Source organism: Alloalcanivorax xenomutans, from assembly GCF_900217905.1.
Classification (GTDB): Bacteria; Pseudomonadota; Gammaproteobacteria; order Pseudomonadales; family Alcanivoracaceae; genus Alloalcanivorax; species Alloalcanivorax xenomutans.
In genome coordinates this window covers 56,240-76,411 of the sequence record NZ_OBMO01000008.1, presented here as the reverse complement: position 1 = coordinate 76,411, position 20,172 = coordinate 56,240, and the positions used below count along the sequence as shown (strand labels likewise).

General features: G+C 62.4%; 19 protein-coding genes and 1 tRNA gene. 10 read left to right on the top strand and 10 right to left on the bottom strand.

Annotated elements, in window-relative coordinates:
• Positions 1-23: 23 nt before the first annotated feature.
• Together CRO06_RS07825 and CRO06_RS07820 are read left to right on the top strand one after the other, a co-directional pair.
• Positions 24-785: an SDR family NAD(P)-dependent oxidoreductase gene (locus CRO06_RS07825; protein ID WP_022996464.1), complete on the top strand. Its 762-nt coding sequence runs from the start codon at positions 24-26 to the stop codon at positions 783-785.
• 18 nt (positions 786-803) lie between these two features.
• Complete coding sequence (locus tag CRO06_RS07820) at positions 804-1,445, top strand: alpha/beta family hydrolase (RefSeq protein ID WP_244902793.1); 642 nt, start codon at positions 804-806, stop codon at positions 1,443-1,445.
• Positions 1,446-1,451: 6 nt separating this feature from the next.
• Here CRO06_RS07820 and CRO06_RS07815 read toward each other — a convergent pair whose 3' ends face one another.
• On the bottom strand, positions 1,452-1,928 hold the full coding sequence (locus CRO06_RS07815) for a hotdog fold domain-containing protein (RefSeq protein WP_022996466.1): 477 nt from the start codon (positions 1,926-1,928) through the stop codon (positions 1,452-1,454).
• A gap of 111 nt (positions 1,929-2,039) precedes the next feature.
• On the opposite strand from CRO06_RS07815, the gene CRO06_RS07810 reads away from it, so the two are divergent.
• Both CRO06_RS07810 and CRO06_RS07805 read left to right on the top strand, forming a co-directional pair.
• Entirely contained in the window at positions 2,040-5,048 is a 3,009-nt protein-coding gene (locus CRO06_RS07810) for a DUF748 domain-containing protein (protein ID WP_179746520.1), read from the top strand.
• The gene (locus CRO06_RS07805) at positions 5,049-5,795 is read left to right on the top strand and encodes a spermine/spermidine synthase domain-containing protein (RefSeq protein WP_022996468.1); all 747 of its coding nucleotides are present in this window, start codon (positions 5,049-5,051) and stop codon (positions 5,793-5,795) included.
• A gap of 128 nt (positions 5,796-5,923) precedes the next feature.
• Here the strand turns inward: CRO06_RS07805 and CRO06_RS07800 are convergent, their stop codons facing one another.
• The gene (locus CRO06_RS07800; RefSeq protein WP_244902792.1) at positions 5,924-7,801 is read right to left on the bottom strand and encodes a transglycosylase SLT domain-containing protein; all 1,878 of its coding nucleotides are present in this window, start codon (positions 7,799-7,801) and stop codon (positions 5,924-5,926) included.
• Positions 7,802-8,011: 210 nt separating this feature from the next.
• Here CRO06_RS07800 and CRO06_RS07795 point away from each other — a divergent pair, with 210 nt between their 5' ends.
• Positions 8,012-8,980, top strand: a complete 969-nt coding sequence (locus CRO06_RS07795; protein WP_022996470.1) for a class I SAM-dependent methyltransferase — start codon at positions 8,012-8,014, stop codon at positions 8,978-8,980.
• Here CRO06_RS07795 and CRO06_RS07790 read toward each other — a convergent pair whose 3' ends face one another.
• The 4 genes from CRO06_RS07790 to CRO06_RS07775 form a co-directional block, all read right to left on the bottom strand.
• Positions 8,981-9,967, bottom strand: coding sequence for an SDR family oxidoreductase (locus CRO06_RS07790; protein ID WP_080531203.1), 987 nt, complete (start codon positions 9,965-9,967; stop codon positions 8,981-8,983).
• Positions 9,968-10,006: 39 nt separating this feature from the next.
• The gene (locus tag CRO06_RS07785) at positions 10,007-10,885 is read right to left on the bottom strand and encodes a DNA ligase (RefSeq protein WP_063140736.1); all 879 of its coding nucleotides are present in this window, start codon (positions 10,883-10,885) and stop codon (positions 10,007-10,009) included.
• Between the two features lie 167 nt (positions 10,886-11,052).
• On the bottom strand, positions 11,053-11,934 hold the full coding sequence (gene fdhD / locus CRO06_RS07780; RefSeq protein ID WP_097058158.1) for a formate dehydrogenase accessory sulfurtransferase FdhD: 882 nt from the start codon (positions 11,932-11,934) through the stop codon (positions 11,053-11,055).
• Positions 11,935-12,048: 114 nt separating this feature from the next.
• Positions 12,049-12,483 (bottom strand): MarR family winged helix-turn-helix transcriptional regulator, encoded by a 435-nt coding sequence (locus tag CRO06_RS07775; RefSeq protein ID WP_022996474.1) that lies wholly within the window; start codon positions 12,481-12,483, stop codon positions 12,049-12,051.
• 95 nt (positions 12,484-12,578) lie between these two features.
• Here CRO06_RS07775 and CRO06_RS07770 point away from each other — a divergent pair, with 95 nt between their 5' ends.
• The 4 genes from CRO06_RS07770 (at position 12,579) to CRO06_RS07755 (ending at position 14,141) form a co-directional block, all read left to right on the top strand.
• Positions 12,579-12,905 (top strand): rhodanese-like domain-containing protein, encoded by a 327-nt coding sequence (locus tag CRO06_RS07770; RefSeq protein WP_022996475.1) that lies wholly within the window; start codon positions 12,579-12,581, stop codon positions 12,903-12,905.
• A 254-nt stretch (positions 12,906-13,159) separates the two neighbouring features.
• Complete coding sequence (locus CRO06_RS07765; RefSeq protein WP_022996476.1) at positions 13,160-13,381, top strand: hypothetical protein; 222 nt, start codon at positions 13,160-13,162, stop codon at positions 13,379-13,381.
• A gap of 172 nt (positions 13,382-13,553) precedes the next feature.
• Positions 13,554-13,627, top strand: a tRNA-Gly gene (locus CRO06_RS07760).
• Positions 13,628-13,916: 289 nt separating this feature from the next.
• On the top strand, positions 13,917-14,141 hold the full coding sequence (locus CRO06_RS07755; protein ID WP_014995261.1) for a hypothetical protein: 225 nt from the start codon (positions 13,917-13,919) through the stop codon (positions 14,139-14,141).
• 29 nt (positions 14,142-14,170) lie between these two features.
• Here CRO06_RS07755 and CRO06_RS07750 read toward each other — a convergent pair whose 3' ends face one another.
• From CRO06_RS07750 to CRO06_RS07735, 4 genes are all read right to left on the bottom strand, one after another.
• Positions 14,171-15,415 (bottom strand): SMI1/KNR4 family protein, encoded by a 1,245-nt coding sequence (locus CRO06_RS07750; RefSeq protein ID WP_097058157.1) that lies wholly within the window; start codon positions 15,413-15,415, stop codon positions 14,171-14,173.
• A gap of 163 nt (positions 15,416-15,578) precedes the next feature.
• The gene (locus CRO06_RS07745; RefSeq protein WP_022996478.1) at positions 15,579-16,217 is read right to left on the bottom strand and encodes a peroxiredoxin; all 639 of its coding nucleotides are present in this window, start codon (positions 16,215-16,217) and stop codon (positions 15,579-15,581) included.
• Positions 16,218-16,369: 152 nt separating this feature from the next.
• A complete protein-coding gene (locus CRO06_RS07740) occupies positions 16,370-17,878 on the bottom strand; it encodes a DUF3336 domain-containing protein (RefSeq protein WP_022996479.1) in 1,509 nt (502 codons plus the stop codon).
• Between the two features lie 347 nt (positions 17,879-18,225).
• Positions 18,226-18,924 carry an SIMPL domain-containing protein gene (locus CRO06_RS07735; RefSeq protein WP_022996480.1) on the bottom strand — a complete coding sequence of 233 codons (699 nt, stop codon included), beginning with the start codon at positions 18,922-18,924 and terminating at the stop codon, positions 18,226-18,228.
• A 102-nt stretch (positions 18,925-19,026) separates the two neighbouring features.
• Here CRO06_RS07735 and apbC point away from each other — a divergent pair, with 102 nt between their 5' ends.
• On the top strand, positions 19,027-20,115 hold the full coding sequence (apbC, locus tag CRO06_RS07730; protein WP_022996481.1) for an iron-sulfur cluster carrier protein ApbC: 1,089 nt from the start codon (positions 19,027-19,029) through the stop codon (positions 20,113-20,115).
• The last annotated feature ends 57 nt before the right edge of the window (positions 20,116-20,172 follow it).

Genomic DNA, 20,172 nt, shown 5'->3' with positions numbered 1-20,172 from the left:
CTGAACCATCGACGGAGCGGGGTATGGAAGCGGTACTGATCACCGGCGCCAGTGCCGGTATTGGCGATGCTTTCGCCCGGCAATTGGCGGCGGAAGGGTACAACCTGGTGCTGGCGGCGCGGCGTTTGCCGGCCCTGCGGCGGCTGGGCGAGGAACTGGCGGCCTCGTTCAATATCGAGGTGGTGGCGCTGGAATGCGATCTGGCCAGACCCGATGCGGTATCGCGCCTGATACACGACCTGGATACCCGCGCCATTCGTCTGGTGGGGTTGATCAATAACGCCGGTTTCGGGGAGCGGGGGCCATTCAAGGATCTGCCGTTGTCACGGCAGATGAACATGATTCAGGTGAACGTCAATTCGCTGGTGGCGCTGACCTGGCAGGTGCTGCCGCAACTGAGCAATGCCCGCGATGCGTTCATTATCAACGTGGCCTCCACCGCCGCCTTTCAGGCCGGGCCGAACATGGCGGTTTACTACGCCACCAAGGCGTTTGTCCTGTCCTTCAGCGAAGCTCTGCATGAGGAATTGCGCGGGCAGGGTATTGAGGTCAGTACGCTTTGTCCTGGTGCCACCCGTACCGAATTCGCCGAGCAGGCCAACATGAGCGGGACCCGGCTGTTCAGGGCCGGTACCATGCAGCCCCGCGATGTGGTGCGTCAGGCTCTGGAGCACCGGCGGCGGGCCATCGTGGTAACCGGCTGGCGCAACCGGTTGCTGGTGTGGCTTGGTAAATTCTCCCCGCGCCTGGTGACCCGTCGTATGGCCGCCTGGTTGCAGGCCTGATGGTGAGGAGACCGATCGTTGTCGTTGTTGTGGAATCGGCCGGAGCGGCCAAAAGCTACCCTGGTGCTGGCCCACGGCGCCGGGGCGCCGATGGACAGTCCGTTTATGACCGGCATGGCGGAACTGCTGGCGGAGCGGGGTATTCAGGTGGCCCGCTTTGAATTCGATTATATGGACCGGCGGCGGCGCGAAGGCGTCAAGGCACCGCCGGACCGGGCCGGGAAGTTGCTGGCGAGGTTCGATGCCGTTGTGGGCGAGGTGCTCAAGGAAAACAGCGCCGGACTGCCGCTGTGGATTGGCGGCAAATCCATGGGAGGCCGCATGGCAACGCTGCTGGCGGCGGACACCGGAGCGGGCGAACAGCCCTGGGCCGGCGTTGTGGCCCTGGGCTATCCATTCCATCCGCCGGGGAAGCCGGAGCGTACGCGCACCGAACACTTGCCGCTGTTGTCGCGGCCGACGCTGATCTGCCAGGGTGAGCGGGACCCGTTCGGCAAGCCGCCGGAGGTGGCCGGTTATGCGCTGGGCAACCGGGTGACGGTGACCTGGCTGCCCGATGGGGATCACGACCTGAAGCCGCGCAAATCGGCGCCGGTAAGCCATCAGGACAACCTGCGTGAGGCGGCGGATCGCATCCATGGATTCATTGATGCGCACTAGCGGACGTCAGGCGTCCCGGGCCGGTTTCTCGGTGACCCAGAGATGAATGGTCCCGGCCACCACGACGGTACCGTCGTCGCGACGGGCGGTGACGGTAACCGGCAGGTCCGGGCCGTTTTCCCAGGCATCGGCGTCCACTTCGGCGGTGGCGACGATGTCGCTGCTGGCCTTGGCCGTGTAGCGCACGTCCATGCCCTTGGGAATCCAGCGCAGGTGTTTGGGAATGGATGCCTCGGCCATGGCACCCATGGCGGCTTCCAGGGCATTACAAATGGCGATGACATGAACGGTGCCGATGTGGTTCTCCACCGCCTTGCGCTTTTTAATGTGAACTTCGCAGTAGTTGGGCCGCAATTCAGCGATGAGTGGCCGGACAGTGCCGAAATAAGGCGCCTTGCGGCTGAAAATCAGGGAAAACAATTCCCGCCCCTTGGGAATCCGGCGGGTCTTGCGGTACAGACTAAGTAGATAATTGTCGCTCATGGGGGCTCTCCAAAAAGGAAGGCCCCGATTGTGCCGGCGCTGATTCCCGGCACAATGGCCGTGGAAACCGCGGCGGCGGTCTCGCCGTCGATAAAGGAACAGGAGACTGACATGGACACCCCATTAAAGTGGTGGCGTCGCCAGGGCTGGGGCCGGCGTACGGTGGTGATCTGCCTCTTCCTCTATGTCCTGTATCTGGTGGTGGTGGGACTGATCCTGCCCGGCTGGTTGCGCGGCAAGGCGGAGGAGGAATTGTCCTCACTGCTGGGTCGGACGGTGACCGTGGAAAAGGTCAGTCTCAATCCCTTCGTTTTATCGGCCACCGTGGAAGGGTTCGATATCGCCGATGACCGCACCGACACCCTGCTGGGGTTTCAGCGTTTGTTCGTCAATGCCCAGTTCTGGTCTTCGCTGTTCCATTGGCGTCCGTGGGTCAGGGAAATCAGCCTGGATGGGCTGGACGCGGGAATGTGGCGGGGCAAGGGCGGCGAGCTGAGTATCGACGACATCCTTGCCCGACTCTCACAGCCGCCCGCCGATGCGGATAGCTCTGATACGAATGGCTCCGATACCGTGGCGGGCAGCGAACCGGAGCAGCAAGACATCTCCGAGCAGCAACAACAGGAACCCCGGGAGCCACGGGAACAGCTGGTAGCGGAAGAAGCATCGGTCGACGAGGCTGACGGGGCGCGACAACAGGACTCCCCGGTGCCGGCGCTGACCGTGGATGTGCTGCAATTGACCGCGGGCCAGGTGCGCTTCATCGACGCCACCGGCGAGGAACCGGTGACGCTGACGCTGCCGGTGGAATTCAAGGTCGAGGACCTCACTACCCGCACGCCGGAGCAGGAAGACAATCGTTACGCTCTGAATATCGAAGGGCCGGATGGCGGCACGCTGGAGTGGAGCGGCCGCTTTAATCTGCTGCCGTTGAGCACCGATGGGCGGCTGAGTATGAGCCAGGTGGATCTGGTCTCCTTTGCCCGGTTGCTGCGTTCCCAGTTCGATTTTCGCATACCGTCCGGCCAACTGGCGTTGAGCGCGGATTACCGGTTCTCGGCGGAACAGGGACAGGGCCTGACGGTGAGTAACGGTTCTTTGGAACTGGCTAACCTGGTGATCCGCCGTACCGGCCAGGAAGAGGCCAATCTGACCCTGCCACGTATCGCCGTCAAAGGTGTAAGCCTGGACACCGTGGCCCGGGAGGTAACGGTGCCGGAAGTGCGCATCAGTGACGCGGTGGTGAAAGCGGAGCTGGATCAGGAGGGGCTCGATCTGGCCACCCTGTTCCTGCCGCGTAACGCGTCCGAAGAGGCCGGTGAAAACACCGAAGACAGTGCCGGTGAACCCTGGCGGGTAACCTTGCAAACGGTGGCGTTGGAACAAGCGCAACTGACATTGCTGGACAAAACCGTGAATCCAGCCACGCCGGTGGCGCTCACCAACACCAATCTGACCGTCACCGATGTGACCGTGGGCGACCAGATCAGCTGGCATTGGCAGGGCGACGCGGTGCTGGCGGAGAGTGGCCAGCTCAATCACAGCGGCGAAGGCAGTCTGTCGCCGCTGAACGTCTCCGCGGCGATCAAAGCGGACGCTATCCCGCTTCCGGCGTTCGCTCCCTGGGTGAAACAGGCGGTGCCGATCACCGTTCGCAGCGGCCAGGCCAGCGCGGACGTGAAGGTGGATGTGTCCGGCGAGCAACCGGTGGTGACTGTGTCCGGCGGCGCCGGATTGAACAACCTTGACCTGCTTGAAGGCAATGGCCAGAGCTTCGCCAAATTGGCGGCGATGCAGGCCAGTGGTGTGTCCGTCAACACCGCCGAGCATCGCGCCACGGTAGCGAATATTGATATCAGCGGCTTGGATCTGGTCAATCGCGTTGACGCCCAGGGCCGGGACCTGGTGTCGCGGCTTGGCACCGGCGGTGGTGGCGGTGACGCCGGCGGGCCGGCCTGGCGGGTCGGCCTGAAACAGGTCCGCGTGAAGAATTCGAAGCTGGCGCACAACGATGCGTCGCTGTCGAAACCGTTCGCCATTTCCCTGGAACAATGGAACAGCACGGTGCGCAACTTCGACACTGGCGGAGGCCGTGCGGCGATCACCCTGAACGGCAAGGTGAACGGCAATGCGCCTTTGAAAGCGGAAGGCACGGTGTCACCGGATCCGTTGTTCCTGGACCTGAAAATGGATTTCCAAAGCTATGGCATGGAAGGGCTGACCCCCTACACAGGGCGCTTTCTCGGCTACGCGGTGCGCCGCGGCCTGTTGAGCGTGAACTCCACGGTGAAGATCGAAAACAATCAGTTGGAAAGCCGCTCCACGGTGGCCGCCGACCGCTTTTTCCTGGGGGACCGGGTGCAGAGCGATGAAGCCGTGAATGCGCCGGTGCGGCTGGGTTTGTCGGTGCTGCGTGATTCCTCGGGCATGATCAATCTTCCGCTGAACGTGTCCGGAGACATGAACGACCCCAGTTTCAGTGTTACCGGACTGGTCTTCACGGTGATCAAGAACGTCTTGGTGAAAGCCGCCACAGCGCCATTCTCGCTGTTGTCCAGTCTGGCCGGTGGCAAGGATCTGGAGCAGATCGCGTTTCCCGCCGGCGAAGCCATGCCCGGTGCGGAAACCCGGCAGAATCTGGCGACCCTGAATGACGTGCTCAGCAAAAGGCCGGGCCTGTCGGTGGCACTCAGCGGACAAACCAATGACGAGGACCGGGCCGCCTTTGCTCGCCAGGCCCTGGGCGAGCAATTGAGTGAAGGTCTGTTCCGCGGCGACTGGCCGGGAGAGCAGGCCGCTCTGGCCGATAGCCGTTGGGGCAAGCGCATCGTCAAGGAATTCGAAAGCCGATTCGATACCGACAGCGCCGAGTTGGGCGTCGAAGGCCGGGATGACGAGGCCGATGCCCGCCGTGCCCGGCTGGCCTGGGAGCGGCTGGTGGACGCCGCCGCCAAGGATGTCAACGCACAGACGCTGCGGACACTGGCGACCCAGCGGGCGGAGAACGCGCGTAACGAACTGGTTGAGCAGCATGGGCTGGATGCGGGCCGCGTTCGTCTCGGCGAACCGGTCGTGGACGGTAAACTGGCTGGCATTCAACTTGGGCTGGGCAACGATTAAATGAGTCTGATCTGGGAGCAGCAGCACGACGGGGTGTGTTATCAGGTACGTCGCCGGCGAACCACTTTGGAGCTGTACGCCAATGGGGTGCAGCACTCCGAATTCCACCCCCGCCGTTTGGTCACCGGCAGTGTCTGGGATCTGTTGTGGTTGCCGGCGTTATTGGGAGAACCGGAACGGCTGCGGCGGGTGCTGGTGCTGGGTTTGGGAGGCGGCACGCTGATCCCGCCGCTGCGCCGGTTATTGAAACCGGAGTGTCTGGTGGCGGTGGAAATGGACCCGTTGCATCTGACCGTGGCGCGGGACGTGTTTCAGGTGATCGACGATGATATGGAAACCGTGGAAGGCGACGCGGTGCAATGGTTGCGTGATTACCAGGGGCCGCCTTTCGATTTGATCATTGAGGACCTGTTCGCGCCCAGTGACGAATCGGTAACGCGGGCGGTGGCGGCGGATCGCGACTGGTGCGACAGCTTGAGCCGGCATGTCTCCGAGCATGGCGTATTGGTGATGAACTTCGGTGATTATCGCGAATTTCGCGACAGCCACGCGGCCGGTTCCGCCGCCATGGCCGGTTGGGCCAGCCGTTTTCGTCTGTCCTGCGGGGATTGCCATAATGCGGTGGTGGCGTTTTCCCGATTGCCGGCGCGCAGCGTTCACTTGCGGCGCCGGGTGCAAGCGCATCCGGCGCTGGCCGCGTCTGTGCGCGACGGGCGCCTTAACTATCATATCCGCCAGCTGAACTAGGCTGCTTCCCACGGACCAGACCACGAAGCCACTGTAGGAGCTTGCCCGCAAGCGAATATCCCGAGAATGCCTGAGAAATACCCATTCGCTTGCAGGCAAGCTCCTACAGTGGCTTCGTAGCCCTTTTATTATTTCCTCACCAGTGCCTCATCGCTTTGCAAAAGCGCCTGGGAATAGTCCACGTCGCGTTCCGCCGGGGTGGTCAAATGCACTTTCTCGTTTGGGGCGTGTAGACCGGCCAGTAGTACCCGGTAGGTGAGCACCGCCTGCACATACTCGCGGGTTTCGCGGAAGGGAATGGACTCGATCCACACATCCATCGGGCGGCTGTCGCTTCGTTCCGGCAGCCACTGCGGAATACGGCCCGGCCCGGCGTTGTAGGCGGCCAGGGCCAGAATCCGGTTGCCATTGAACCGGTCCAGCATATCGGAGAGGTAGCGGCTGCCCAGATTGATATTGGTCCATGGATCAAAAACCTGATCACGGGATGGTGCCGGCTGCTCCTCATCCAACGCGACCTTGCGGGCGGTACCGGGCATCAGCTGCATCAGTCCCATGGCGCCGGCATGGGACTGGGCGCGGGGATTGAAGGCACTTTCGCGGCGGGAAATCGCCATCGCCAGCCACGGGTCCAGTTTGTGGCGAGCACTGGCGCGGGCGAATTCCTGGCTGTAGGCGGCGGGGAAGCGCCAGGCCAGCGTGTCCCAGGCCTTGGCCTGGATGGATGCCTGTACGGTCAGATCGTACCAGCCCTGCTCCAGCGCGTACTGGGCCAGGCGGTCCTGATGGGGGCGATCGTTGTGCAACATCAGCCAGTGCCATTCTTTCCAGGCGGCACCGTACTCTCCCATGTCACGCAGCAAACGCACGCGGATCACGCCGGGGGGCAGGCTGACATTGGCATCGGGCTGGTAGGCCCGCTGATTGAAGCTGTAGGTCTGTCCGAGCTGGTCGGCGGCCAGAAAACCGTAGAAATTCCGTTGCTCGGCGGCCTGCTGCCATAGCGGTGTCGCTTGGTTCCGCTGGCCGTTTTCCCAGGCGGCGCGGCCGGCCCAGTAGCGCCAGCGGCTGTCGGCGGCTTCCTCGGCGGGTAACTGTTGAATCCAGCGCGTCACGGCAGACCAGTCCTGCTCGATGATGGCGCGGCGAATACGCTGGTCCAGCAGGGCGGTATCGGGGTGATCCGACAACCATTGGTCCAGCCAGTCCTGATTCTCGCGAACGCCACGGATCGTGGAGTAAAAAGCAATCCGGTCGCCAGCGGCGTTACGCAGCCGCGCATCAGTGAGCCCCCATCGTCTGGCTCTTTGTTCGAAGGCCTGGCGGGCGCCGCTGGTATTGGTATAGGCCATGCGCTGCAGCGCCGCGGAAACCAGCTCCTGACGCCGGATATCGGGTAGTGTCGCCGGCAACTCTCCGACCTTATCTGGATTGTGATAAAGCTGCTCCAGCCATTCACCGGCGGTTTGATAAGGTTCGTCCAGCATGCGCTTGAGGTAGCGCATCAAACCGGTGGCCCGCGCTTCGAACGCCAGTTGCATGCGTTGCCAGATTTCCTCCTGGCCGATGACGCCGGCGGCCTGGGCGGCTTCGAACAGCGGATCACAGGCGGAAGGGCGGGATTGGCCGGCCAGCCAGATTTCACGGGCGTCTTGCAGCGCCGCGTCGCGATCGCGGCGCAATTGCGCCCTTTGATAGTAACAGCGTGCTTCGATGGCGCTGGGAGGGGTGTCCATGGCCTCGGCGGCGGCGTCCCAGCGGCCTGCCTTGGCATAGGCGATCAAGGCAATCTGGCGGATGTCCGTTGGCAACGGGGAGCGGGGATAGCGGTTTTCGTAGTCGCGCAGACGCGATGGATTCAGCTCCGGCAGGTCCCTGCGCAGGTGGTGGAATTCGAGATAATCGCGCAGCGGATAATCCTGGGCGATGCGTGGTTCCAATTGCGCCAGTGTTTCCCAATCATTGTCGCGAGCTGCCCGCAGCGCGTCCTCGAAATTTGTGTTCACGGGTTGTGCGGCGCATGCCAGGGCGCTACAAGCGAAACTGAAAACCAGTACGGCGCGACGGATCATCCTGCCTCCATTCGTAGGGTGATCTCACCATTCTAGCGAGACGCGACCGCCGGGCGTGCGCGGCGAATGTAAAACTTGAGGTGGCGCCGCCGCCGGGGTTTATACTGTCGCCCCTTTTTTCGCCTGCCCTGACCGGTGACCGTGATGGAAAACAGCACAAAACTTTTGCAACGTCAGGCGTCCGCGCTGGCGGCTCGCCGGGCCGGGGTGGTGGAGGCCGATGACGCGGCCCTGGCCGATCTGCCTGCGGCCTCCCTGTGGCTGCATGCCGATGATTTTACCGTGGCGGCGGATCAGTGGCGGCCGTTGCCGGAAGTGGCCGAGGACACCGATTTGTTGATCCTGCCGTTGCCGAAGGCGGCGGACCGCATGACGCTGCTGTTGCGGCATCTGGCCGGCGTGATCCGCAAGCCGCTGCCGCTGTGGCTGGTGGGGCCGGCCAAGGGCGGAATCCGTGGCGGTGTTACCCGGCTCAAGGGCTTCGCCGATGACATCCAACTGCTCGACAGCGCCCGCCACTGCAAACTGTATGAGGCGCAACTGAGACCTGGGCCACCGCTATCCCTGGCGGAGCAGGCCGCGGTGATCGAGGTGCGCGGTGCACGGGTGACCAGTTACCCCGGCGTGTTCAGCCACGGCCGCCTCGACGAAGGCAGCGACTTGCTGCTGGATGCCCTGGAAGCCGCCGATGTCGGTGGTGGCAAGGCTTTGGATATCGGTTGCGGCGCCGGTGTGCTGACGGTCTGGCTGGCCCGGGCCGGCTGCCGGGTGCAGGCGTTGGATCCAAGTGCCACGGCGGTGGCCGCCGCCCGGGCCACTCTGGCCGATAACGGGTTGAGCGCCGAGATACAGGGCGGCGATCTGTTTGACGGCATCACTGGTCGCTTTGATCTGCTGGTGACCAACCCTCCGTTCCACGATGGCCGTGAGCGTACCACCCAGATCACTCGCCGTTTAATCCGGCAGGCGCCAGAGCATCTGCAAGCGGATGGGGAACTTTGGCTGGTGGCAAACCGGGAATTGCCCTATGCCCAGTGGCTGGACGACGCTTTCCGGCAAGTGACCGTGGTACGGGAAACCAATCGCTTCCGGGTTTATCGGGCCCGCCGCTGATCAGGCTCTCAGCATCCCTTCCGCGCGCATCCAGTCGATGCATCGACGCAGCATGACCTCCAGTGGTACCTGATCATCAAAGCCCAGCTCCCGTACCGCCTTGGCGCCACTGACCCTACTGCGCGCGGAGACCAGCGCCACCTTTTCCGGCGTCAGACGGGGCTCGTTACCGGTAAAACGGGCGGCGATGGGAGACAACTGTCCCAGCAGGCCCAGTGCCCAACGCGGCGTCACTTTGCGGGGCGCCGGCCGGCCCAGCAATCGCCCGATGGTTTGCGCCAGTTCCAGAAAACTGGCCTCGACGCCGGCCAGAATGTAATTGTGTCCGTCCCGGCCCGCGTCCCACGCCGCCAGATGGGCACGCGCTACTTCCTCCACCGCGCCGAAATTGCCACCGCCAGGGGGAACACCGGGCAGGCGACGCTGGTCGATCAGGCCGATCATCTGCGACCAGTTGTGCGTATCGCCGGCGCCAATGATGGCGCAGGGGTTGAGGATCACCGTACTCAGGCCCTGACGGGCGCCATCACGGACTTCCTCTTCCGCCAGATATTTGGTGCGGTTGTAACCGATCCAGTCGTTGGCGGCGTTGGACGGAGTCTCCTCATGGATAATGCCATCCTGCTGGCCCCAGGCGGAAATCGAGGAGGTATGAATCAGCCTGCCCGCCTGGTTGCGCAGGGCGGCGGTGACCACCGCCCGGGTGCCCATGACATTGTCCTGATACTGCTGATCGCGGCGGCGGCGCCAGAGACTGGTGTTGCCGGCTACGTGGAATACCGCGTCCACCGCGGGCGGCATCACCAGCGTGAGCTCGGTGGCGTTGGTCAGCGGCGCGTGAACAATCTTCAGGCCCGCCTCCCGCAGCGCCTGGCCATCGCTGCCCGGGCGTAGCAGGGCGGTGACTTCCCAGCCCTGTTCCACCAACAGGCGGGCAAGATGGCCGCCGAGAAAGCCCCGGGCTCCGGTGATAAAGGCGCTGGGCATGGTGTCGCTCCCCGTTCATGATTTGTCTCCGGTTATCGCCTAGCGCGAGGAGCGTGTAAAGCCCGGACCTTCTTCGCGCAGGCGCAGGAAACTGGCGAACCGGGGCAGGCCGTGGCGGGTGTGGCCGTGATATTTGTAGGTGACAACGCTGCCAATGGCCGGAGGCCGTGCTCGCAATGCATCGCTGAATCCGGTGCCCAGACGGAAATGACGCCCGCCGGGCGTTTTCACCAGCAGCGCCCCCATCATTCCGGTGTACTTGCCTTCGCCGGGGATCACCGCGACTACTTCCGCTTCCGCGTCCAGGTAGGGTTTCACCTTGAGCAGATCGTCGTTGCGTTCGCCCCGGTAGGGCGCGCCGCCACGATGCAGCATCAGGCCTTCTCCGCCCGCCGCCACCACCCGCTCCAGATCGCGCATCAGCGTGGCGTGGTCGCGTCCCCGGCGCTGGTCGACCATATGCAGGTGGGGCAGGGCGGCATCGTCGATCAGTTTGCGCAGGCGCGGCAGGCGCTGATCGAACGGGCCCGGGGATGAGGGCAGGTCGAACGCCATGAAATAAATGTGCCGCCAAGGCTCCGCCGACGGCGTGCGCCGGTTGAGTATCCCCACCAGCTGGCTGAAGGTGCCGCGCCCCATCCACAGCTCGCCGTCCAGGGGCTGCGTGGGAAAACCTTCGGTAAAGCCCGGTGGGGTATCGATCACGTTGCCGTTGCGTGACAACAACTGTTGGCCGTCCCAGAAAGCGCGCACGCCATCCAGTTTCTCACTGACCCAGTAACCGGTCAGATCAATGCCTTCTTGATAAATATTCGCTTGCATCAGCGCCGGTGCTTTCGCCGCCCGGGCCGCCGCCGCCATTATCAGAGCAGCGGCGATCAGTAACGCGCCGATGAAGTACAAAATTGGGCGGGACATCCTTGTTCCTCCTGGTCATCCATTGACGGAGCCAGTGTAGAAGAAGGGGCCGGCCGGGAATGCAGGACCAGGCTGAAATACGTGTAGGACTATTACTGCTCGCCAATGGTGATTTGCCGACAAGACCGCGAAACAGGTGGCCGGCCGCCCGATAAAATTCCGGGCGACTAAGCCTTCCTGGGTTCTTGGCCCAGGTGTCTGTGCCCGGTTTGCTCGCCGGGGGGCGGACTGAACAATCGGGGAGCGCCGTGGTGGGGCTGATGAATCAGGTTCAGCCGGCTGCTGCGTGCCCGCCGCACGCTCAGCGATGATGGCGCGGACAAACTCACCAGGGTGCCGGCGCCGGCACGCACTGCTTTGTGGATCAATTCCAGGCCGCAACGGCTGGTGATGGCAAAAAAGCCGCTGCCGGGATCCAGACCCGCGCGGACGCAGGCGCCGATCAGCTTGTCCAGGGCGTTATGACGGCCGATGTCCTCGCGGCACAGACGCGTTTTACCAGCACCATCCACGTAAACCGCCGCGTGCATGGCGCCGCTGTCGCGGGCAAGAGCTTGTGTCGCCTGGAAGCGCTCACGTAATCCCGCCAAATGGGCCAGCGGCGGCAGTGGCGCCGTGTCCCGTACGGGCAGTGGCGGCAAGGCCTGATCCAGGGCTTCCACCCCGCACAGGCCGCAGCCGCCGCTGCCCGCCTGGCCGCGGCGTCGGTGTTTGAAGGCGGTGAAGGCTCGGCTGCTTAAAGTCACTTCAACCTGGATCGCGTCTTCCTGCGGCGTCAGATCGATGCCGTGGATCGCCAGGGGGCTATCCACCAGTCCCGCGGTCAGTGTGAAGCCGGTAACAAAATCCTCCATATCGTTGGGGGTCGCCATCATTACCGCGTGATTGATGCCGTTATAGCTGATCGCCACCGCTACTTCGGCGGCAAGCGGCTGATCGCCGGACACGGCGTGAGGGCTGTATTCCAGATAATCGTAACGGGGGGACGGATCCACCAGAGCAGAATCTTCATTGGAGGAACGCCCGGCGCCGGGCCGGGAAGACGTCATGGTCGCTACCTCATGCGTTCAGGACGTATCCTGCGTTGTTCTGTCATTCAGGCTCTCAGAATAGGCCGATTCGGACCCCGGGTCCAAAACGTCAGAGGCTTTGTTCAGAGCCGGTTATTGCTGCAGTTTGTCCAGCAGTTTCGCCAGAGTGGTTACCTCGGCGGCGGTCAGCCGCTGTCCCAGACATTCCTGGATAACCCGGCCGTAGACCGGCCACATGCGTTGCAGCAGCCGGCGGCCGGAGCGGGTGATCAGAACCCGGTTGCCCCGGCCATCCTCCGGACTGGTCCGCCGGGTCACCAATGCCTCCTTTTCCAGGCGGTCAAGCAAGCGGGACAGGTTGTGCTTGGGCAGCAGCATGCGCTCGCCGATCTCGTACTGCCGCAGGCCGTGCCGTTTGCGATGCAGTTCCAGCAGCACGTCATACCATGCCAGGGGAGGCAGATCCGCTGCTTTCAGTGCCGATTGCACCTGTTCCTGCCATTGCGTATGAACGCGAAGCAGCCGGGCCCAGGCGGCAATCGTTTGTTCCGTGGGAGTCGTATTCATGTTCACCAGAGTAACGGCAAGTGGTTGCAAGTGCAACCGGTTGCGAGTAGGGTTGTTTTGGTTGCATTTGCAACCAAGTGAAAAGGAGTGAAACCATGAACGACAGCATTCAACGTGATGAACTGAAACGGCGTCTGGATAACGGTGACCCCATGGTGCTGGTGGAGGCCTTGCCGGAACGGCATTTCCATAGCGGTCATCTGCCCGGGGCGATCAATATCCCCCATGAGGAGGTGAGTGCCCTCGCCGGCACGGCACTACCGGACAAGGACGCCACCATCGTGGTGTATTGCGCCAATACCGGTTGCCAGAACTCGCGCATTGCCGCCGGTTTTCTGCGCGGTGCCGGTTACCGGAATGTATTGGAGTACGTGGAAGGCAAGGCGGACTGGCAGGAAGCGGGCTATCCACTGGAGACCTGACGCCGCCGGCAGGGGGAGGCGCCGCCGTGCTTTTGGCGGTGCCCCCTCGTTTTCCATCTCAGAGAGGTCATCGCTGTCGGCGTTTGAAGCCACCTTTGATCGACAAAAAGGGGTTGATTTTTGATCGCCGCTCCCTGATGTTGGATCAAGTCTGTTTACGGATCGGGGAGGGCCGGGCGGTGCAAACCAGAGCGGCGCCCTCGTGGAGAACGACACCAAAACCGATACTATTCGATAACAAAAGGTAGAGGCTAATGATGGATATCAGCACCACCCTGCTGGGGCAGATGGCGATCGCCTGGGCTGTGCTCTGTGCAGTGAGTTCCTATTTTCTGGCACGCAAGAAAGTTCGCGCACCGGTTCTTGCCGCCGTACTGGGACTGTTCATGTCCCTGGTCCCCCCATTCGCCTTGGTGTACATGGCGGTGTTGGCGTTCTTGCGGCCGGAGCCGCGGCACAGCCAGGTTTCCGCCTGACCTCCTGGTTGTCTGGGCTTCTCCACCAAAAGTGGGTGACGCCATGGCCGAGTTACCCTTGGTGACCCGGATACCCGCTTGGGCATTCGGGCAACAGCGCGCGCGCCTGTGGAAAATGCCGTGAGACAGTGGACATGGCATAAGGCGTTAATTATATTGCCGTTTCGCCAAGGCGGGTGTAGCTCAATGGTAGAGCAGAAGCTTCCCAAGCTTACGACGAGGGTTCGATTCCCTTCACCCGCTCCATACTGAAAGGGTCGCCTTATGGCGGCCTTTTTGGTTTGGCGTGGCTGGAGGTCATGGATTGACCCCTCCGGTTCGACGTCTCGCCGTATACGGCGAGCGGACGTCGCCCTGGCGACGGTCCCGCGCTTGCGCGGGATGCCTCTGGCACATTCCCTTCACCCGCTCCGAATCTTCCTTTCTCCCGCAAATAACACCTCCGTCACCAGCAGGGTGGAACGAGCCTTGTCAGGATGCGGTATCCTCTCTTCCTGGAAAACGATTCTGAAGACCAACGGATGAAGGACGTGACATGAGGAAGTGGTTCTGGGGAGTGGCGGTGCTCTTCTTGCTCGCTGGTTGTGGTGGCGGCAATGATCTGACGGCGGTCACGCTGGACAAGTTCACGGTGATGTTGATCGACGGCAAGGAGAGGAAGGCCGCGATCTGCCTCAGGAAGCTCAATGCCCAGGGGGACGGCATGATTGCGGGTTGTGGTGAGTGGACGCCGATCGACGTAGTGCATAAGACGCTTTAGTGGCGCGGCTGACGGCGCTGGTTGAGGTATTAAAGCCGGAATGCCTCCAGCCGTTCCACCTGCAAGCGCAGTCCGTCTTCACCCAGGTAGTGCGCGAGTTTGCCCTGTCTCACCTTTTCCAAACTCGTACGCAATGACGTCAACAGTGCTTGTTTTTGTTGCGGCAGGGTGGCGCGCTGCTGTACGGACAGCTGTTCGGCGATGCAGTGGGCGCTGTCGGGGACACCATGGAGGACGCAGCGCAGTGTTGCCTGTACCGAGGCCTGATCGGGGTGGGTCAGCAGTCGGGCCACCAACGCCTTGGGGACAGGACCGTTAACGTCGTCCAGCAGCCGTTCGGGGAGCGGTGGATTACGCTCAAGCAGGGCTTGAAAGACTGACCAGGCATTGTTGATAACAGCCAGGGAAAGCGGACCCATGTCGCCGCGTAACGGAATATCCAGCGCGACACCGCGGTCGAGCAATTGCGTGAGCAGGGCGGCATCGTCCTGTTGAATAGCGTGACTCAGAGCCAGCGTGGCAAGAAGAGGATTGTCGCTCAGGGTGCCGGTTTCCAGCGCGCCCCGCCAATCCAGCACGGCTTGCCGGTAAAAGTCGATGACCTTATCGGCCAGAGCGGCGGGTAAGTCATGCTCCTGCCGGCGGCAATCCAGATACTCCAAGAATTCCAGACCGGTATCGGCGCCGTCGTCGGAGACCGGATCTTTTTCCAGTCCAAGGCATTGAAAAGCCTCCCGCAGAGTCGGTGCTATGGTGGCCAGGCCGTCCTCGTGCATGGCGTGGCGCCATGCTGGCGGCAAGCCCATTTTCCAAGCCAGGGCGTGGCCGTAATCCAGGGCGTTATGGTCGGTGACCACATAGATGCGGTCGCAGTATTCGAAGCCGCCGATGGGCAGGGCTTCAATTTTGCCGTCCCAATTATGTCCACGCGCCTCGGCGGCTTCTTCAGCAAGCGCCTGTTCGTGCTCGATCCAGCCGGGCAGATCACGATAGCCATCGCTGTCGTGGTAGAACAGCTCGGCCCAGGAAATCGCTTCCTGATTGCCCTGCATGGTCAAGCGCAGATCGTAGTCCAAGCGGCCGCCAGCGGTGAGCCGCCAGAGCGACAGCAGGTCTTCGGGCAGGGAGCCACGAATGCGCTGGCGAATGTCCCGCAACGCATCCTCGCTGATGGGAGGCTGTGCTTCAAAGATGACGCGGTCAGTCCAGATCACGATATCGTGCTTACGCAGTTGCTGAAGTTCATCCTGGGTGAAGGTGTTGGAGAGATCCATTCCGGTTCGGTGCTGTGTCCAATGGGAAAGTCAGCTTACCATGACGCGGGCCAGGGTTTGCTGACCATGGCGGGGGGAGTTACAAGCCCATCAAAAAGCCGAAGCCCGCGCGAACACGGACTTCGGCTGTTCAGGTCGCCGCTCTGACAGAGGGCGGAACGGTTCAGCTGGTTTTCGGTTGCTTGACCATCCGCAGATAGGGCTTTTTCTCATCCCAGCCTTCGGGGAACAGCTTTTGTGCGTCCTCGTTGCTGAGCGAGGGAACGATGATGACGTCGTCGCCGTCGTTCCAGTTCACCGGCGTCGCCACTTTGTAGCCATCGGTGAGCTGCAGGCTGTCGATGACCCGCAGAATCTCGTCGAAGTTACGGCCGGTGCTGGCCGGGTAGGTGATGGTGAGACGGATCTTCTTGTTCGGGTCGATGACAAACACGCTGCGCACGGTCAGGGTGTCGTTGGCGTTGGGATGGATCATGCCATACAGGTTGGCGACCTTGCGGTCGGCGTCGGCCAGCAGCGGGAAGTTCAGAGCCTGTCCCTGAGTTTCCTCGATGTCACCGCACCAGGCCTTGTGATCATCGAGCGGGTCCACTGACAGACCGATGACCTTGGCGTTGCGTTTCTCGAATTCCGGCTTCAGCCGGGCCACTTCTCCCAGCTCGGTGGTGCACACCGGGGTGAAATCCTTGGGATGGGAAAACAGCACCACCCAGTTGTCCCCGGCCCATTGGTGGAAGGAAATCGGACCGTCGGTGGACTCCTGAGTGAAGTCCGGCGCGGTATCACCCAATTGCAGTGCCATGCTAAGCCTCCTTTTTATTTGGCTGATAGCCATGTTGGCTGACAGTTATGTTGGTTGACAGCTCCAGAGAACATAGAGGTTCATGATGACGCTTTAAAGGGGGCGGCAAGACGGAATTGCGCTAAGCATCTTCTCCGTGCTTATTAGTGCTCTTAGTGCGACAGATCGTTGGCGCTGACGCGCCGGTGTTCCGGATCGTCGGGGGAATACGCCAGTTGCAACCGGTTGAGCGTGCGTTCCTCCAGTTGATCCAACCGTTGGCGGCAGGCCAGGAAGGTCCGGCTGATACGGGTGGAGTTGCCGATCATGTCGAGTTTGGGCCAGGTGGTGCGTTCGCCCAGACTGATGAAGTTGCGCACATCGTCCATGCTGGGGTTGCGCAGTATGCGCAGCAGATTCAGCGGCTGGCGTGGCGGGATCAGATTGATGTCGCCGATGTAGCGTTGCTTGACCACGTTTTGCGCCTTGCTGATCAGCAGCCCCAGATCGTTGGAGCGCACCCGCCGCTGCGCCAGTTCCAGTGCGTAGTTCAGATTCATGGACAGGTTGCGCACGCCCCAATCGGCCAGGGTGCTGAAGCTGGAATCGGTGCTCTCGCTGCGTGACAGGAACGGCACTACGTGGGGATTGGTCTGGCTGACGATGGAGTGGTTGACGCCGAACAGGCGTGCCAGACGCCGCACCGGCAGGTCATCCTGGATCGAGCCGTCGACGAATTTGCGCCCGGGAATGTAAGGGACCCGCTCGCCGTCGATGTTCTTGGCCCACAGGCTCACCGGAGGGTAGATGCCGGGAATCGCGCAACTGGCCAGGGAAGCCTTGCGGATCAAAACGTTGGGTGAGGTGCGCCAGTTCAGCAGCCGACTATGCTGGTTGCGGTCATAGGGGCTGACGGTGATGTTGATCTCGCGGCCGGTCTTGCGATAGGCCTCCTCGAAGGTGAGGTCGGGAATGTTCTCTTCCAGGCAAGCTTCCAGATGATCGCCGTCCAGTACCGGCGTGCCGCGTACCAGGCCCTTCCAGCCGGCGGCGCGGAACGCTTCCAGATAAAGGTTCTCCGGGCGCAGTTTTTCCGCCAGTTCATCATTGCTGTGCGTGCCCACCACCGACGCGACGATACTGCCGGCGCTGGAGCCGGAGATCACGCACGGTAACAGGCCCTGTTCCCACAGGCTTTTCACCACGCCCACATGGAATAGCCCGAGGGCGGCGCCGCCGGACAGCATCAGGCCGCTCTGACCGAACGCCTGACCGGTGGTTTCGAAGAAATCCAGTTTCTGTTTCAGGCCAAATTGTTCGAAGGACTCGTCGCACAGATAGTTCAGGGCGGCGCAGACTTCGTCCAGGTAGCGCTCGATCAGATGCTTGGTACCGACCCGGCTGTGGCGGTACAGCGCCGGATTGGAAATGTTGCCGAGATTGCCGTGCAGGCCCTCGTGGAGGTGGAACACCAGCTTGTTGACATTGTGCCGCTCGCGGGCCTGGCGAATTTGCCAGAGCCGGTTGCGGATCAACTCGTAATCGTAGTGTGGGGAGCGGTCGATGTCCTTCCATTCATCGGCGCCGGATATCCGGTCGTGTTCCAGACTGGCTTCCAGCCACGCCTGATAGGTGGTGGCGTTGGCGATGTCGCGCTCGAGTTGCTTGAGCGTCCGATTCATGCGGATCTCCCTGGCTGACGACCGGCCCGTGGGCGGGCCGCCGATCTCGCTGCCGGCCCATGGGCGGACCGGAGATGTTTATTGTTGAGTACTTCGTGTTGAGTACTTCGTGTTGAGTGTTCCGTGGTTACGCCAATGCATGACTAGCACAACCGGATTGCGATTCAGTGTAGCCGTCCCTTCCGGCGGCATCGCTTCTGAATTGTCGGACAATACCGTAAAAAGTGACATTGACCGATGGCAGAGTGGCTGGCGGCGCGGAGGTCAGGCCGACAGTGAGTGTATTGGCGGGAAACAGGGTAACCACAGGGCCTCCACCATCCGGGGGGGCCCTGCGGAAAAGAGGATCAGCGCAACTGGAAGGTAACCATGACCTGAGCGCTCAGGTCCTGCTCACCAGGGCGATAGCTTTCCTGTACCGCGTCCTTGGCCATGGCGGCACGCATCATCGGTACCGGATGGCTCTGGCTCTGCACATTGATGGTAATGGCCGGGCCGAGCTTGCGGTCCGCTGCCTTGGCGACGATTTCAGCCTTGGCGCGGGCATCTTCCACCGCTGCTTCCAGCGCCTGCTGGTTCAGCTCGGCGGCGTTGCTGATATCGGTGCCGGCCGGGGAAATGTCCTTCAGGCCCAGTTTGGTCAGGCCGTCGGCCAGTTCCGCATAGACCTCGATTCCCTTGACCTGGAAGCGCACTTCCCGCGCCACTTCATGGCCGATCAGCTTGCGTTCCGGCTGGTACTGCCACTGCGGGGTAACGCGAATATCGGTAGCGGTGACGTCTTTCTCCTCGATATCCAGGGAATCGGCCAGATCCAGCATGGCCTTGACCTGATCGTCCACGCGATCCTTCATGGTGGCGATGTCATCACCGGTTTCCCGGGCCGTTGCCTGCAGATTGAAAATATCCGGCTGACCGCTGACGTTACCCTCGCCGGACACGGTAATGGTGTCGCGCTCTCCGGTGGCGGTGCCGCTGTCCGTGCCGCAGGCGCTCAGCCCCAGAACGGCCAGAGCGACGACGAAAAGAGCCGGTTTGTTGCGCATTGTGATACTCCCTTATTCATTGGTTATGAGGTAATTCCGGTTGCGACCTTGGTTGTGTTACCGGGGAACTTTATCATTCCTGGTTCATCATCAGGAGGTTCCATGGCGGAAGTCGAACAGGCGGTTAGACAGGTTCTTGGCGATTTGATCCCGGAAGATTTGCAAACCGACCTGATCAGCGCCGGCGCCCTGTCGGCGCTGCGGGTGGATCAGGATCAGGTGCGGCTGGAGATTACCCTGGGCTACCCCTGCGCATCGGTGCTGCCGGCGCTGCGCGAGCGTATTCGTGCCGCGGTGGAGGAGGTGATCGAAGGGCGTCGTCTGCTGCTGGCGGTAACAGTGGCGATCAAGCCGCACCGCGCCCAGGGTGGCATGCCGGCCATGGCTCAGGTGACCAATGTGATCGCGGTGGCGTCCGGCAAGGGCGGGGTGGGCAAATCCACCACCGCGGTGAATCTGGCTCTGGCACTGAGCCGGGAAGGCGCCCGCGTCGGTATTCTCGACGCCGACATCTTCGGCCCCAGCCAGCCGCTGATGCTGGGGCTGCCGGAGGGCACGCGGCCACAGGTGCGTGACGGCAATCGGTTCGTGCCGGTGGAGGCCCTCGGCCTGCAAAGCATGTCCATGGGCTACCTGATCACCGAGCAGACACCGGTGGTCTGGCGTGGCCCCAAGGCCAGCGGCGCGCTGACGCAAATGATGCAGCAGACGTTGTGGCACCAACTGGATTATCTGATCGTCGATCTGCCGCCGGGCACCGGTGACATCGTGCTGACGCTGGCGCAGAAGGTGCCGGTGGCCGGCGCAGTGGTGGTGACCACCCCCCAGGATATAGCCTTGCTGGACGCCACCAAGGGGGTGGAGATGTTCCGCAAGGTGGATGTGCGGGTATTGGGCATCATCGAGAACATGGCGGTGCACGTGTGCAGCCAGTGCGGCCACCAGGAGCATGTGTTCGGGGAAGGTGGCGCGCGGCGGCTGGCGGACCGTTATCACACCGAGGTGCTGGGGGCATTGCCGTTGTCGCTGAAGATCCGCGAGCAGGCCGATAGTGGCCGGCCCACCGTGGCGGCCGAGCCCGACGGCCCGGAGGCCGCGCTGTATCTGGCGGCGGCCCGGCGTCTGGCGGCGCGGCTGTCGCTCACCGAGGAAGGCAAACGAGGTTTCCCGAAAGTGGTCACCCAGCATTGAGGCCGAAGGGACTCCTTCTGTACCATTGGCCGATTCACCCCATCACTGGACAAGGCT